The 15123-nt window shown below is 53.5% G+C and carries 14 protein-coding genes, 1 tRNA gene and 1 pseudogene; 14 read left to right on the top strand and 2 right to left on the bottom strand.

The window, feature by feature from the left end:
- The first annotated feature begins 27 nt into the window (after positions 1-27).
- The 5 genes from WCX19_RS11040 (at position 28) to WCX19_RS11020 (ending at position 4170) form a co-directional block, all read left to right on the top strand.
- Positions 28-699 carry an MTAP family purine nucleoside phosphorylase gene (locus WCX19_RS11040; protein ID WP_373008069.1) on the top strand — a complete coding sequence of 224 codons (672 nt, stop codon included), beginning with the start codon at positions 28-30 and terminating at the stop codon, positions 697-699.
- A 14-nt stretch (positions 700-713) separates the two neighbouring features.
- The gene (locus WCX19_RS11035; RefSeq protein ID WP_373008067.1) at positions 714-2048 is read left to right on the top strand and encodes an amidohydrolase family protein; all 1335 of its coding nucleotides are present in this window, start codon (positions 714-716) and stop codon (positions 2046-2048) included.
- 15 nt (positions 2049-2063) lie between these two features.
- Positions 2064-2276, top strand: coding sequence for a DUF3006 domain-containing protein (locus WCX19_RS11030; protein WP_373008065.1), 213 nt, complete (start codon positions 2064-2066; stop codon positions 2274-2276).
- Between the two features lie 69 nt (positions 2277-2345).
- Positions 2346-2534, top strand: a complete 189-nt coding sequence (locus tag WCX19_RS11025; protein WP_373008063.1) for a hypothetical protein — start codon at positions 2346-2348, stop codon at positions 2532-2534.
- A 172-nt stretch (positions 2535-2706) separates the two neighbouring features.
- Positions 2707-4170 (top strand): MFS transporter, encoded by a 1464-nt coding sequence (locus tag WCX19_RS11020; RefSeq protein ID WP_373008061.1) that lies wholly within the window; start codon positions 2707-2709, stop codon positions 4168-4170.
- Between the two features lie 92 nt (positions 4171-4262).
- Here the strand turns inward: WCX19_RS11020 and WCX19_RS11015 are convergent, their stop codons facing one another.
- Positions 4263-5963, bottom strand: coding sequence for an AMP-binding protein (locus WCX19_RS11015; RefSeq protein WP_373008059.1), 1701 nt, complete (start codon positions 5961-5963; stop codon positions 4263-4265).
- Positions 5964-6144: 181 nt separating this feature from the next.
- Here WCX19_RS11015 and WCX19_RS11010 point away from each other — a divergent pair.
- From WCX19_RS11010 to WCX19_RS11000, 3 genes are all read left to right on the top strand, one after another.
- Positions 6145-6315: transfer RNA gene (locus tag WCX19_RS11010), tRNA-Trp, on the top strand.
- A 199-nt stretch (positions 6316-6514) separates the two neighbouring features.
- Positions 6515-7309 (top strand): PhzF family phenazine biosynthesis protein, encoded by a 795-nt coding sequence (locus WCX19_RS11005; protein ID WP_373008057.1) that lies wholly within the window; start codon positions 6515-6517, stop codon positions 7307-7309.
- Between the two features lie 78 nt (positions 7310-7387).
- Positions 7388-8569, top strand: coding sequence for a bifunctional 5,6,7,8-tetrahydromethanopterin hydro-lyase/3-hexulose-6-phosphate synthase (locus WCX19_RS11000; protein WP_373008055.1), 1182 nt, complete (start codon positions 7388-7390; stop codon positions 8567-8569).
- Between the two features lie 240 nt (positions 8570-8809).
- Here the strand turns inward: WCX19_RS11000 and WCX19_RS10995 are convergent, their stop codons facing one another.
- On the bottom strand, positions 8810-9820 hold the full coding sequence (locus tag WCX19_RS10995) for a hypothetical protein (protein WP_373008053.1): 1011 nt from the start codon (positions 9818-9820) through the stop codon (positions 8810-8812).
- Between the two features lie 167 nt (positions 9821-9987).
- Here WCX19_RS10995 and WCX19_RS10990 point away from each other — a divergent pair.
- The 6 genes and pseudogenes from WCX19_RS10990 to WCX19_RS10965 form a co-directional block, all read left to right on the top strand.
- Positions 9988-10158 (top strand): annotated as a pseudogene (locus tag WCX19_RS10990) (bifunctional formaldehyde-activating protein/3-hexulose-6-phosphate synthase); the annotation flags it as partial.
- Between the two features lie 821 nt (positions 10159-10979).
- Positions 10980-11123: a hypothetical protein gene (locus WCX19_RS10985; protein ID WP_373008051.1), complete on the top strand. Its 144-nt coding sequence runs from the start codon at positions 10980-10982 to the stop codon at positions 11121-11123.
- On the top strand, positions 11065-11307 hold the full coding sequence (locus tag WCX19_RS10980) for a hypothetical protein (protein WP_373008049.1): 243 nt from the start codon (positions 11065-11067) through the stop codon (positions 11305-11307). The genes WCX19_RS10985 and WCX19_RS10980 overlap by 59 nt, the downstream gene beginning before the upstream one ends.
- Before the next feature lie 117 nt (positions 11308-11424).
- Positions 11425-12780, top strand: a complete 1356-nt coding sequence (locus WCX19_RS10975; RefSeq protein WP_373008047.1) for a M20/M25/M40 family metallo-hydrolase — start codon at positions 11425-11427, stop codon at positions 12778-12780.
- Between the two features lie 943 nt (positions 12781-13723).
- On the top strand, positions 13724-14059 hold the full coding sequence (locus tag WCX19_RS10970) for a cupin domain-containing protein (RefSeq protein WP_373008045.1): 336 nt from the start codon (positions 13724-13726) through the stop codon (positions 14057-14059).
- A 299-nt stretch (positions 14060-14358) separates the two neighbouring features.
- Positions 14359-15123, top strand: a 765-nt coding sequence (locus WCX19_RS10965; protein ID WP_373008043.1) for a PAS domain-containing protein, incomplete at its 3' end; no start/stop codon positions are given.

Here is a 15123-nt window from a genome sequence, read left to right as displayed (position 1 = left end):
GGTGGGCCAGACCGGAAGGTGGTACTGATGCTTGGTATCCTTGGTGGGACAAGCCTGCTCTTTTCGACCCTGCCGGACCTTCAGAAAAAAACCGTTGCAACGCCGTACGGCAGCGCAGAGATCCTCTGCGGCGATATCGTGATGCTGATGCGTCACCAGTACGGCCGACCGCCGCACCGGATCAATTACCGGGCGAACCTTGCAGCGATGGCGATTGCCGGTGTCGATCACATCGTAGCTTTCGGTTCCTCGGGATCGCTCAAAAAGGAGATTGCACCCGGCACACTCCTTATCCCGACCGATTATATCAGCGTGACCGATATCCCCTCCATCCACGACCATAAGATCGAGCATGTAAGACCCGAGCTCCCGCAGGCGCTCGCTCGAAAACTCTCCGCAGTTGTCCCTGGAGCCCGGCTGGGCGGGGTTTACGTGCAGACCCGGGGGCCCCGGATCGAGACGGTAGCCGAAGTGGCGGCACTTGCAAAAGTCGCCGATGTGGTGGGGATGACAGTCGCCTCAGAAGCGACGCTTGCCTGCGAACTCGGTATGGACTTTGCCGCGCTCTGCACGATCGATAATTATGCAAACGGTCTCGGGAAAGATGTGCTCACGTTCGATCACATCCTCTCGACGTCAAAGACCTACAGCCACCGGACCGAAGAGATTGTGAATGCAATCATCGCACAGATGAGGTGAAAAGAGGGATGCCTATGAAGGAATCAAAACCAGAAACATCAGAGATATTCGGGAAGAAAAAATCTGTACTTATCGCGAACGTCGTTTCCGGCAACAAGCCGGTTGACATCTTTATCGATGCATCGGAGACGATCACCGATATCGGCCAGGATATCCGCAAACGACACCGGGGCGAGGCGGAGTTCATCATCGACGGTATCGGCGCACTCGCTCTCCCGGGGCTCTCGAACACGCACACGCATGCGGCGATGTCGCTCCTGCGGGGCTACGCAGACGACATGATCCTGCAGGACTGGCTCTCCCAGAAGATCTGGCCGCTTGAAGCGCACCTTACCGCCGACGATGTCTACTGGGGCACGAAACTTGCCTGCCTTGAGATGATCCGGACCGGGACGACTGCGTTTAACGACATGTACTTCCAGATGGAGTCTGCCGCAAAGGCCGTAGACGAGGCCGGCATCCGCGCCCTGCTCTGCTATGGGTTCATTGACCTTGGCGATGCGGAAAAGCGGGAGCACGAGTGCAGGGCGACCGAAGCGCTTGCCGCCCACATAAAAAAGATGAACAACCCGCGGATCCACGCAGCCGCCGGCCCGCACGCGCCCTACACGGTCTCACCTGAAGGGCTGAAGTGGTGCGCGGAATTTTCAAAGGAGCAGCATATCCCCCTCCACATCCACCTCTCGGAAACCGAAAAGGAAGTGAACGATTGCATCTCCCAGCACGGGAAGCGACCGGCTGCCCTGCTCGACGCATGCGGCGTCCTGACCTCCACGACCATTGCTGCGCACGGGTGCTGGCTTGATGACGCGGAATGTGCGCTCCTCGGCAAAAGGGGCGTCTCGGTCTCTCACAACCCGGCAAGCAACATGAAGCTTGCCACCCACCGGGCACTCCCTTACCCGCAGCTTGCGGGGGCCGGGGCAAACGTCTGCCTCGGGACGGACGGGTGCGCCTCGAACAATAACCTCGACATGTTCGAAGAGATGAAGATCGCTGCGCTCCTCCAGAAGTTCTTCTGGAACGACCCGACCGTACTCCCGGCCCCGGCAGCGCTTCTCATGGCGACAACAAACGGGGCAAAGGCGCTCGGCTTTGGCGCCGGCATCCTTGCTGCAGGGGCACCGGCCGATATTATCCTTATCTCAAATCGCACACCCTGCAACACGCCGCTCCACAACGCTGCCTCCAACCTCGTCTATTCCTGCAGCGGGGCTGCCGTGGAGACCACGATCTGCAACGGCCGTTTCCTGATGCTTGACCGCGAGATCCCGGGCGAACATGAGATCCTCGCACATGCGGCACAGGCTGCGTCGAGCCTTGTAAAACGGGCACAGACCCCGGTGTGAACGGGAAACTTTCCCATGAAGTTTGTCATCGACCGTATCGGGGAGACGTTTGCCGTCATTGTTTTCCCGGAAAAGGAAAATCTCCGGTTAAATATCCCAACTGTGCTGCTTCCACCAGGATGTGAGGAAGGAGACATCCTTACCCTCTCCATCGAACGCGATGAGCTTGCGACCCGGGAAGCACAGGACCGGGTCTCCCGTCTTATCGGTGACCTGATCCGAACGTAAACTGTTCTTTATGGGCCGCTAAAAACATTTTCGACACATCTTTACCATTTCCCGGTGAACCATTGCATCATGACGTGTTGCGATAAGCACCCCGGCCATTCCCACGCAAAATCCTGTAAGATCTGCAAATCTGAGTATTGCCACGACTGCCATCCCTCGTTTCTTGGGATCTGTGACAAGTGCGGGTACAAGATCCTGATCCTGCTTGTTATTGTCATGGTGATCATGTCGTATATCGCATGGTTCGGTGTGTTATAAACGAGAGTTCCCGGTCGTGGGGCGGTCACAAAAGCCTCACGACCGGATACCTGTGAAACAACGGGTGCCGGTGCCCTGCCGGTGCCCTGCCGGTGCCCTGCCGGTGCCCTGCCGGTCCGCCCGTTCCCCGATAATTATTAAGTTTAATCACTGATTTCAGCTATCGAATACAATGCCCGCGGATACCCCTGCCCCCCGTGATGCCCCAGGTCAGAGCCCTGCAATCTGCCACACTCCGGCTCTGCCAGTTACCGCCACGGAAAAACGCATCGTCCTCTTAATCGCTATCCTCGCCGGTTTTCTCACACCGTTTGACGGCTCGGCAGTCAACATCGCTTTGCCGACGATAGGAAACCAGTTCCACATGGACGCGATCGCTCTTTCGTGGGTGGCGACTGCGTACCTCCTTGCATCCGCCATCTTCCTTGTCCCGTTCGGGAAGATCGCGGATATCTACGGCAGGAAAAAAGTCTTTTTGTGGGGCCTTGCCCTCTTCGGTGCTGCCTCGCTTGTGATGACATTTGTCGCCACCGAGCAGCAGATGATTGCAGTCCGGGTCTTCCAGGGGATAGGGAGTGCCATGATCTTCGGCACCTCGGTCGCGATCCTCACGGCGGTATTCCCCCCGGGGGAACGGGGGAAGGCGCTCGGGATTTACATCACGTCCGTGTACCTCGGGCTTTCTGTCGGGCCGTTTTTTGGCGGCATCCTGACCGATGTCTTCGGGTGGCAGAGTATTTTCTACATCAACGTGCCCATAGCGATCGCCGCGATCTTTCTGGTTCTCTGGAAACTCAAAGGTGAGTGGATGGAATGCGCCGGCGAGAGGTTCGACCTGTCCGGCTCGATCCTCTACAGCATCGCTCTTGTCTCGCTCATGTACGGTTTCTCAATCCTCCCCGAGGTGATTGGGGGCGTCCTCGTGGTTGCCGGTGTCGTTTTGATCGGCGTGTTTGTCTGGTACGAGCAGCGACAGGACTGCCCGGTTCTCAACATGCAGCTCTTCTTCAAGAGCCGTATCTTTGCCTTCTCAAATATTGCCGCTCTTATCAACTATTCCGCTACCTACGCGATCGCCTTCCTGCTCAGCCTCGACCTCCAGTACACCAAGGGTTTCTCGGCGGAGCATGCAGGTTTTATCATCATTGCTACCCCGGTTATCCAGGTGCTCGTTTCACCGTTTGCCGGCCGGCTCTCGGACCGGTACGATTCCCAGATCATCTCGTCGGTCGGAATGGGGTTTACCGCGCTCGGGCTCTTCCTTTTGATATTCTTAAATGAGAGCACCCCGCTCTGGTACATCATCGCCGTGCTCATGATCCTCGGCTTTGGTTTCGGGCTTTTCTCATCGCCGAATACAAACGCGATCATGAGCTCTGTGGAAAAGAAGTATTATGGCGTCGCCTCGGGGATCAACGGGACGATGCGCCTCCTTGGGCAGATGCTCTCAATGGGCATCGGGATGATGCTCTTTGCAATCGTGATTGGTCCGGTGGAGATCACCCCGCAGTACTACCCGCAGTTCACGACCAGCCTGCATTATGCGTTTATTCTCTTCACGATCCTATGTGTGATCGGGATATTTGCCTCCCTTGCCCGGGGGAAGAATAGCGGGCAGACTGAATCTCAGGGATAACCGCAACTACCCTTAAGGGGAACTGATCTGTTGTCGGTGCTCACTTAAAAAAAATTATAAAAAACCGGATGGGTAAAAAACGGGACGGGTTTTTAGGCAGTTTTAATATTTTCCGCCGCCTCAAGCCCGAGTTTCTTTATGGATTCCTCCCGCATCAGGTACTTCTGGATCTTGCCGGAGATATTGATGGGGAAATCGTTGACGAACATGACATACCTCGGGATCTTGAAGTGGGCGATCTTTCCTTTGCAGAAATCCTTTACCTCGTCATCAGTGAGTACCTGGCCGGCCTTCACCTTTACCCAGGCACAGAGCTCCTCGCCATACTTGATATCCGGTACTCCGACAACGTACACATCGGAGATCTTTTCATGGTGGTGCAGAAACTCCTCGATCTCCCGGGGGTAGATGTTCTCACCGCCCCGGATCACCATGTCTTTTAACCGACCAACGACCTTGAAGTAGCCCTCCTCGTCCATGGTGGCGAGATCGCCGGTGTGATTCCAGTGATCCTTGTCGAGGGTCGCGTGCGTGGCGGACGGGTTGTTGTAATAGCACTTCATCACGCAGTAGCCGCGTGCGCAGATCTCCCCAATCTCACCCATCGGGACGATCTTACCGGTCTTCGGGTCGATGATCTTGAGCTCGGTATGGGGAAACGCCTTCCCGATAGTGGTGACCCGGCGCTCGAGCGGGTCTTTTGTCGTGGTCATCGTGACGCCGGGGGAGGTCTCGGTCTGGCCGTACACGATCACGATGTCCCGCATGTTCATCTTCTGGTTGACCTGCTTCATCACTTCTATCGGGCAGGGGGAGCCGGCCATGATACCGGTCCGCAGGGACGTGAGGTTGTATTTGGAGAAGTCGGGGTGGGAGAGTTCAGCGATGAACATCGTTGGAACTCCGTGGACTGCTGTGCAGCGTTCCATCTCGATGGTCTTTAAAACTGCCTCGGCATCGAACGTGGGGCAGGGGAGTACCATCGTTGTACCGTGAGTTGCGGCGGCCATATTGGAGAGGACCATGCCAAAACAGTGGTAGAACGGAACGGGGATGCAGAGCCGGTCTTTCTCGGAAAAGCTCATGCCCTCACCGATGATATAGCCGTTGTTTAAGACGCTGTGGTGGGTGAGGACAACTCCCTTCGGGAACCCGGTCGTACCGCTCGTGTACTGGATGTTGATGGGGTCGTCAAAGGAGAGAGCCTCGCCCCGTTCGATGAGTTCATCCATGTCGATATCTTCTGCCTTTTTGAGGAATTCCTGCCAAGTGAACATGCCATTATACGGGATGTCGCCCATGAAGACGACATTTTTTAAGAAGGGGAACTTCTCGCTTGAAATTTTGCCCGGCTTCTGCTCGTAGGCCTCGGGGCAGGTCTCGTAGAACATCCCGACATAATCTGAGGTCTTGAACCGTCCCTGCAGGATGAGGGTCTGGACTTCCGACTGTTTGAGGGCATACTCGAGTTCGTACGTGCGGTACGCGGGGTTGATGTTGACCATGATCGCCCCGATCTTCGCGGTGGCGAACTGGACAAGCACCCATTCGGCATGGTTCATCGCCCAGATGCCCACCCGGTCGCCCCGTTCCACGCCAAGACCCATGAGCGACCGGCCGATCTCGTTTGCCCTCGCGAGAAACTCCCGGTACGTCCAGCGGATGTTCTGGTGGACGGAGACAAGCGCCTCGTTGTCCGGGTACTTTGCCGCGATATGGTCGATCATCTCACCCATCGTCATCCCCAAAAGAGGGAATTCCGATGTCCCGCATGTATAACTCCCCTTGTCCATCGTAAAATATGGAGTAATGACAGGATATATGACTACTGATTATATGACCGGGGATATCGCGGGGCCACCCGGGCCGCCGGTATACAGGGCCTGCGGATACAACCCATGAGGGAAAACAATTAAATTTCGTCAGCACGATCTTGTACAGTCAGCTGTGGCATATTCACGCTGTATTACGGGCGGGGTTGTGGCCAAGCCCGGAATGGCGACGGGCTCCAGCGGTCTTTGCGTTCTTCGTGCTCGCAGATGATGACAATGGGTCTACTGAGTTAATACGATGATGACCCGTTGGAGCACTGATGCGCATGTCGGAGAGACCCGTCGATCGTGAGTTCAAATCTCACCAACCCCACGTTTTCTAAATGGGAGTTTTCCTGTCCGTAGCGGAGCGTCCCGTTACGATCTCAACGTTTGAGTATTCCTGATTCATCGTCTGGGATGGATACAATCATTTTCCCTCACAGGGACGATGAGTGCCGGTATGCTCCTGATGGAACTCTCGTTACAATATCTGCCAGAATTTTTATCGGCCGGTATACCAATCCACTCTTATGAGTTGCGAACTGCACGTTGTCGACGCCTTCACCGGCCATCCCTTCCGGGGGAACCCGGCCGGGGTCTGCATCCTGGACGGCCCGGCCGATCCCGGGTGGATGCAGCAGGTTGCCGCCGAACTGAACCATGCGGAGACGGCGTTTCTCCACCCCGGATCCGCCGGTACATGGAACCTGCGGTGGTTTACCCCGGTACAGGAGGTTGAACTCTGCGGCCACGCGACGCTTGCTGCGGCATTTGCGCTCTGGGAGACCGGCCGCGAACAGCCCGGGGCGGCAATCTCTTTTGAGACCACGTCCGGGACACTGACCGCCCGGCAGGATGGTAACTGGATCAATCTCGATTTCCCTGCCGAGCCGGCGCATGCGATCCCGCCGGTCCCCGGCCTTGAACGGGCACTCGGGGCAACACCCATTTTTACCGGGAAAAACCGGTTCGACCTGCTCGTGGAGCTCCCGAGTGCTTCGGATGTCTGCGACTGCGAACCCGACATGGCCGCCCTCGCGGGCATTCCCGCACGGGGGATTATTGTTACTGCGGTCTCCGATCTCCCGGACTTCGATTTTGTCTCCCGGTTCTTTGCCCCTTCGGTGGGTGTCCCGGAAGACCCGGTGACCGGTTCTGCGCACTGCTGCCTCGGGCCGTACTGGGGGGAGAAACTCCACAAGACCGGGCTTTCCGGGTTCCAGTGCTCGCTGCGGGGCGGGACGGTCAAAGTCATGCTCAATGGCGACCGGGTAATCCTCGGAGGGCACGCGGTCCGGGTCTTCTCGGGAAAACCCTTTGTGTGAACGCCGGGCGGCCGGGGCGCCCCGCGTAATCTTATCATGGTTGACGGTCACATATGTAACCGGAGATCATCGATTCACATGTATCTTGTCGGAGAAGCACTCATAGGCGATGGCGCGGAACTGGCGCATATCGACCTGTTGATGGGAGATAAGGAAGGTCCTGTCGGTTCAGCATTTGCAAACTCGGTCTCGCAGCTGTCCATGGGGCACACGCCCCTTCTTGCAGTTGTCCGCCCGAACCTGCTCACGAAGCCGGCCACGATCGTTATCCCGAAGGTCACGTTAAAGGACATGACCCAGGTCAACGAGATGTTTGGCCCCGTGCAGGCCGCGGTCGCAAAGGCGGTTGCGGACTGCGTTGAGGAGGAAGCGTTCAAGGGGCTCGACATCGAGGGCATAGTTATCATGGTGTCCGCGTTTGTCCACCCGGACGCAAAGGACTATAACAAGATCTACCGGTACAACTACGGCGCAACGAAGCTTGCCATCCACAGGGCGCTTGACAAGTTCCCGGACGAAAAGACACTCGTGTACGAGAAAGATCGTGCTGCCCACGGTATCATGGGATTCAAAGTTACCCGGCTCTGGGACCCGCCGTACCTCCAGGTCGCGATGGACCTCGTGGACATGGGCAAGGTCGCCCAGGTCTTAAAGGAAGTGCCGCAGAACGACCACGTGCTCATCGAGGCGGGAACCCCGCTCATCAAGAAGTTCGGCCTCGGCGTCATCGGTGAGATCCGCAAGCTCAGGCCCAACGCGTTCATCATCGCGGACATGAAGATCCTCGACACCGGCAACCTCGAAGCCCGGATGGCCGCCGACGCGACCGCCGATGCAGTGGTCGTCTCGGGACTTGCCCCGACTTCGACCATCGAGAAGGCAATTGCGGAAGCCCGAAAGGTCGGCATCTACTCGATCATCGATATGCTGAACGTGCAGAACCCGGCAAAGCTCATCGAGAAGCTCAAAGTGAAGCCTGACATCGTCGAGCTCCACCGTGCAATCGACACCGAAGAGACCGCCCATGCGTGGGGAGACATCCCGGCGATGAAGAAGGCAGCAGGTGGAAAACTCCTCTGCGCAACCGCCGGCGGTATCCGTGTTGAAGTCGTAAAAGACGCCCTCAAGGCAGGCGCAGATATTCTCGTTGTCGGCCGTGGTATCACCGCGAGCAAGGACATCGAGCACGCAACCGATGAGTTCCTTGACCAGCTCAACCGGGAAGAGATCGACCAGTTCAGGGTCATGACTGATTTCTAAAATACTTTTTTTGAAGCATTCTCCCGGGCTATCTTTATTTGGCCTGTCAACCAGACTTTTAAAACCGTGACAATTATTCCGGGTTGGTTCAAAAACGAACTCAGGGTAACAAAAATTATCCGATGAAATTATGTTGCCCCGAAATTTTTTAGTGCGATCTTACCGGAGGATATACTCTCTCTAATGTGTATAACGGAGTATGGTTATCGTATTTAAAAGAATTTTGACCAAAAAAGTGAATTATTTTGATGATATATCCTGAGTTTTTCCTTCCATTCGTATGTGACCCGACAGTTCAATTTTATTGGGCTCTGGCTTTGATGCGTCTTTAGATTTTTTAATAAAAATTGTACGTTTCAATCGGCGCAAATTGGAGGGATATATAGTGAATAATTTGTTTTCATGAACCTTTTCCGGTGTCCAAAACCATGAATAATTAAAATTTCGCGGGATTTGTATTTCAGATTCTGCTTTTATATAGATTGGTGCAGTTAAACTGTCAGAAAGATACAGTACGGCGTCATCTTTGTGAAACGAGATACTGTTGGACGACGATATTTTCTTTCCCTCGTTATCATTTCTGACAGATCCTCCTGTATTTGTCAGAGTAAATCGTATGGATCCGCCACATTCACAGGTGATTCTATCAACTGACCAGTCACCGGTGTAACTTTCACCGCTTTTGTCATCTGTTTGGATTTTCTTATCCAAAATGATCTTTTTATAAGATTTTCCTGCTTTCTCTCCCAGATTCTGGTCGACCACCAAAAATAATATGCCAATGATAAGGGTTGTAATAACACCGATAATAGCAATTGCCGGCCAATATCCCGATGCCACGAAAAACCCCAATGAACAGGTTATCCAGATGAAAATGACATAGAGTGCAGGAACGATATTGAACATTTGCTGGGTGTAATACCAGTCCGCAAGTACTTCTGATAACTTGATGTTCAGAATTGGTTCAAGAATTTTCACTCTTCCTGCGGCAGCCTTTTGGTAAAATCGATAGTTGCGATCAAAGAGATACACGGCAATGAGAAGAACACACGTCAAAATGATAAGGATTGCACTTGCCGATTGATCCATTTTCAGCATAGCCGTAATGGCGGTAGTGGATAATAACGCTGCAACCAGGGAAAAACCATATTTTCGCAAATCGTGTATTTTGTCCTCATACCACATAATGAGTGATCGAGCTGATGTCCATTCCTGGAATGCATTTCCCGTGTCATCTGATGAATCAGCCATAGGAATCAATCGAGAATATATCTTAAACTCACTTAAATTTATCCATATTTATATACTAAAATCCATGATGTATCCTCAACATCTTCACCCTTACGTTTTGATGACTGTAAAAATTCGGAAGCATGGTCTGACGAGACACCTCATTGGTTACCGTGGCAAACACACATCTCGTGCAAACTGCCGGTGACATCCGGGTTGAAGTCGTAAAGGACGCTTTAAAGGCAGGCGCAGATATCCTCGTGGTCGGCCGTGGTATCACCACGAGCAAGGACATCGAGTATGCAACCGATGAGTTCCTTGATCAGCTCAACCGGGAAGAGATCGACCAGTTCAGGGTTCAGTACTTCTCTATTTTCAAGTTAAATGAACAACCACCAAAAATTCGTATAAGCCAGATCTGGAACCGGAAGTATCCTTTTTTGACAGCTACCCCTCACCCCCGGGCCACAAGAGGGGGGTAGGGGTATCATGCTTTAAAAAAATCGGTCGGGGTGGGGGGGTACCTCCCGTTTTTGGGAGCGGGGGGTGCCACCTTGGGCTGGCAGGAGGGGGTACCCCCAATGGACCGAGAATCGCTTCGGCAAGTCCTATTAAAAAATTCTGATATTTGCAAAGGAAAATTTAGAGAAGTACTGGGGTTATGACGGATTTCTAAAATACTTTTTTTGAAGCATTCCCCTGGGTTCTTTTGTATTCGGCGTGTTCTATTTTCCAGAATCCTCACGGGACAGGGTGATTCAAGACTGGTTCAAAAATGAACCCCTTGGAACAAAATTGAACCAATTATACTGTTGCATCGTCTGATAATGCCGACCGCCGGGCAACGGGAAAAAGAGTGGCACCCGTTCACGCAATCGACAAGCGGTTCAGAGCCGGTCTCTCATGTGCGGGGGCACGCGACAGTTCCTGTACCCGGATCAAAAACCATCTCTTCTCAGCGTTTGGAAGGGTTTTAAATCCATTCTGGGTTGGTTGTTCAGACACTTGTATGGTCATAAGGGAATTCTCCTGCCCCTATCCTGTGGGCCTTATATCGTCATTGATTTCCCCGGGTTATAAACGGCAGGAACTTGGAAAAAAGCAAGGGGAAATTTTCCAGGTTTGCCCGGGAAAAGAGAGAAAATATCGTATGAGGTTTCAAACAAACCGGTAACTCCCGGTGAGAGAACTCCTCTCGCGTGACTGCCGGTGGCAGACCAACGAACACCCTGACCTTACGTACGATCTCTTCATCATCAAACCGGATGCTGCCTGCATCGTGGTCCGGCAGACCCGGTACCGGATCGACCCAGACGATCTATGAAGTTCTCCTGCCGGACGATCTTCGCGAGGTCCGTGAGTTGCCGTTCCCGCCATGGATCCTACGGGAGCTCTGGCTCCGCACTCAGCACGAGCGGGCCTGGCGGCGGCTCCGGGTCTGTGACCAATCAGTGCTGGAGATCGAAGGGTGGGGGCCGGATAATTACACAAACCCGCACACCCGGTAGTTGTGCTTTTCGTCCCCCCCGGGCAGGATGCTCCCTTTAAAAAAAACCGATCGAAACACTCGCAGCAAAAGATAGTATAAGCCTCTTTGGAACCGAGTATATCCGGGAGCTCTACTTATGGGAAACGACGTAACGTTCGATGAGATCCAGTCGAAAACCCGGGCATTGATGCCTGATGTCGTGGAAAAACTCAAAAGTCTTATCAGGTATCCTTCTGTGGCCTTTCCCGGTTATCCCTCTGAACCTGTCAATGCGATGGCGGATGCAACGGCTGCTCTGCTCAAAGAGTACGGGCTGCAGGACATCTGCCTCATTGATATCCCCGGGGGATACCCGGCCGTATACGGGGAGATCCCGGCTCCTCCGGGTATGCCGACCGTCATGATGTACGCCCATTACGATGTTCAGCCTGCACGAAGAGAAGACGGCTGGGAGACCGATCCCTGGACGCCGGTGGAGAAAGACGGGCGCATTTACGGGCGCGGAGCCGCCGATGACAAATCGGGAATTGTGATCACCGCAGCCTCCCTTGCGATCTTTGAAGGGAAACCTCCCGTGGGCGTGAAGGTGCTCATCGAGGGTGAAGAGGAGACAAACAGCCATCTTGACGCGTTTGTCACCGCACACCCGGACCTCTTCAAGTGCGATCTCTTTATCATTGCTGATATGGGTAACATCTCTGTGGGAATCCCGGCGCTCACCACCTCCCTGCGGGGAGAGGTTTCCTGTATTCTCGAAGTTCAAACGCTCGATCATACGGTACATTCGGGAACGTTCGGAGGTGCGGCACCCGATGCTCTGGTCTCCCTGATAAGGATGCTCGCCACGCTTCATGATGCAAATGGCAACGTGGCAGTTCAGGGGCTTTTGTCATATTCCCATAAGACCATGGAGTACCCGGAGGAACTCTACCGCGAAAGTGCCGGGCTGCTTGAAGGTGTGGATCTTATCGGCACCGGACCACTTAGTTCTCGTCTCTGGTCCAAACCTTCCGTGACGGTAATCGGTATTGATGCTCCCTCCATCAGCGCTTCCGCGAATATCCTGATCCCCCGGGCATCCGCAAAGATCAGCATGCGTATCTCCCCGGATGCGGATCCTCATCGAGAGCTGCAGATCCTTATGGATCATCTCCGTGCCGTCGCACCCTGGAACGTCCATGTTGAGGTGAGGGAAGTGAGTATTTCTTCAGGATTCATCTGCCTGACTGACGGTTCCGGGTTTATGGCAGCCAGCCAGGCACTGGAAACTGCCTTTAAAAAGCCGGTTATGGAGAAGGGAACCGGTGGTTCGATCCCCTTGTTAAGAGTGCTCCACAATGCCGTGCCAGACGCTGAGTTTATCCTGTGGGGAGCGGAGGACGCCTCAAGTTCGCGTATCCACGGGACCAATGAAAATGTGGATATTAGTGAGGTGGAGCGGTGCATTGTGGCGCAAAGTCTGTTTCTTCACCTTTTGAGAAACACGCGGTGAAACGCATAATGAAAATGCCAAAACGATGCTCTTTGCAGGTATTGTGATGGAACGGCCGGGGATTGAAGAGATACAGTACTTCTCTGAATTTTCCTTTGCAAACATCAGAATTTTAATAGGACTTGCCGAAGCGATTCCCGGTCCCTTGGGGGTACCCCCTCCTGCCAGCCCGGAGTGGCACCCCCCACTCCCAAAAAGGAGAGGTACCCCGACCCCCCGACCAATTTTTTTAAAGCATGATACCCCCACCCCCCTGTCCGGGCATAAGTGGGGCCCTACCCCCCCTTTTCCGGCATTTCCAAAACCTGTGATTCGTGTGGAGTTATCGTCTGAAGGTATATTTTGCCAGCCGATGGCTTAGTGGGGGTAGGGGCCTCTTTTCCTGCAAAGGGGGTACCCCCCGCTCCCAAAAAGGAGAGGCCCCCCCACACCCCGACCGATTTTTTAAAAGCATGATACCCCCACACCCCTCTTGTGGCCCGGGGGTGGGGGTGGCTGTCAAAAAAGATACTTCCGCTTCCAGATCTGGCTTATACGAATTTTTGGTGGTTGTTCATTCAACTTGAAAATAGAGAAGTACTGATATCTATTCTTTCGATCGGCATTTTCGGCAGGCACCGGTAAGCGTTGTGCAGGAATAACCCGCCGGACAAGAATGCTGTCAGGTGGCACGTACCAGGTTCACGGACCGTGACCCTGCACATTTCTTCTTTTATAAAATCACGCGTTTTGTCTGCGCCGCAAGGGACGTCCCATTTTGGTGCGGCGGAACTCCCCACTCGCGGGGGTATGAGGCATCAATCCCATCATCATAACTGCCAGCGTCAGCAGTTAGAAAACTTCCGGAAAAATTATCGGTACTCAAAAAAGGTGGAGGAATCCCTGCAGGAACGCACAAGACTATTACAGGCTGCACAAAAGAATACTCTGTGAGGAACCCCCCATGACCGATACCGGACGTGAAGACTTAAAAGAAAAAGTGCTCAACGTAAACGACCTTATCGCGTACCAGCCCGGCACCGTTGCGAGCCGGATGGTAGTCTTTAAAAAAGCCGGCACCATCACAGTCTTCTCCTTTGACGCAGGAGAAGGTCTCTCCGAACACACCGCCCCCTACGACGCGGTGCTCATGGTGACCGATGGCTGTGCCGAGGTTCAGATTGACAAAAAGCCTTTCACGGTCGGGGCTGGCGAGATGATCATTATGCCGGCGAACAAACCCCACGCGGTCTTTGCGCACGAACGGTTCCGGATGATCCTCACGATGATCCGCGAGTGAACCCGGTCACGGGGAGGTGCCCGGGATACCTGCCGAGCCCGGCCCCGGCAATTTTCCCGTCCGGATTCGTACAAGGGCACGGCAAACCCCCTCAAGAGAGCTATGCCATTGGAATTAAGATGAGGGAAACAGGTCCGGGCAACCCGTTTATTTCTCTCATTTTTTATGAAATGGTATTTATTCTGGTTATTTTATGTTTACTTTAACGGATGTGCTCAATAATAAAGATTTAAATAATACTATGTGGAAATAGTGGCATATTCAATATATAACCCAGTAAAATGTGTGGTGAACAACGAATGGAAGAAGATTTTTCAAAAATTCAGAGACGGGCAGATGCATTATTCCACAACAGTCCCTACCCGACCATTCTCTGGAACACCAGTCTGAAAGTTGAAGATGCAAATGCTGCATTGCTTACCCTGACCGGGTATGATCGTGACCGTGTCCTGTCGATGACCGTTAAGGATTTCAACGTAGTATCCTCGTCAGGCGAAGGATTTGAAGAGGCAAAAAAGTTCAAGCACGGTGTCACCGGGGAGACAACATTCAATTTCCCCTCCGGGAAAAAAATTGTCGTCCGGCATGTCATCCCCCTGCTTGACCAGAAAGGGGCAGTCGAGAATTTCCTCACCATCTACCAGGATGTAACAGAGGAACGGCATAAAATAGAAACGATCCAGAAAAAGGAGGCAACGTCAAAGAAGGTCTATGCATATATGCAAAACGAGGTAGACCAACTCGCGATAGCCTATGGAAACGCCGCAAATGGAGACCTGACGGTTCATTATGACCTCTCTACCCCGGATGAGGATACCCAGGCAATATATACCATAACAAAAAAATTGCAGGACTCGGTAAGAGGTATTATCAAGAGTCTGCGGCTCAGTATCGGGGATGTGGATACCCGGATGCAGAATATGACATCCACGTCGAAGAACGCAAGCCAGAGTATTGAAGAGGCATCAAAAGGCGTCCACCAGATCGCTGTCAATACGGCCGGGGTCAGCGAAAATACCGTAAAGATTGCCCAGGGATTCGATCAGATAAACAAGGCCATGCAG

This window comes from Methanoregula sp. (genome assembly GCF_041663825.1).
In the GTDB taxonomy this organism is placed as follows: domain Archaea; phylum Halobacteriota; class Methanomicrobia; order Methanomicrobiales; family Methanospirillaceae; genus Methanoregula.
This window is presented reverse-complemented; position numbering and strand designations above follow the sequence as displayed.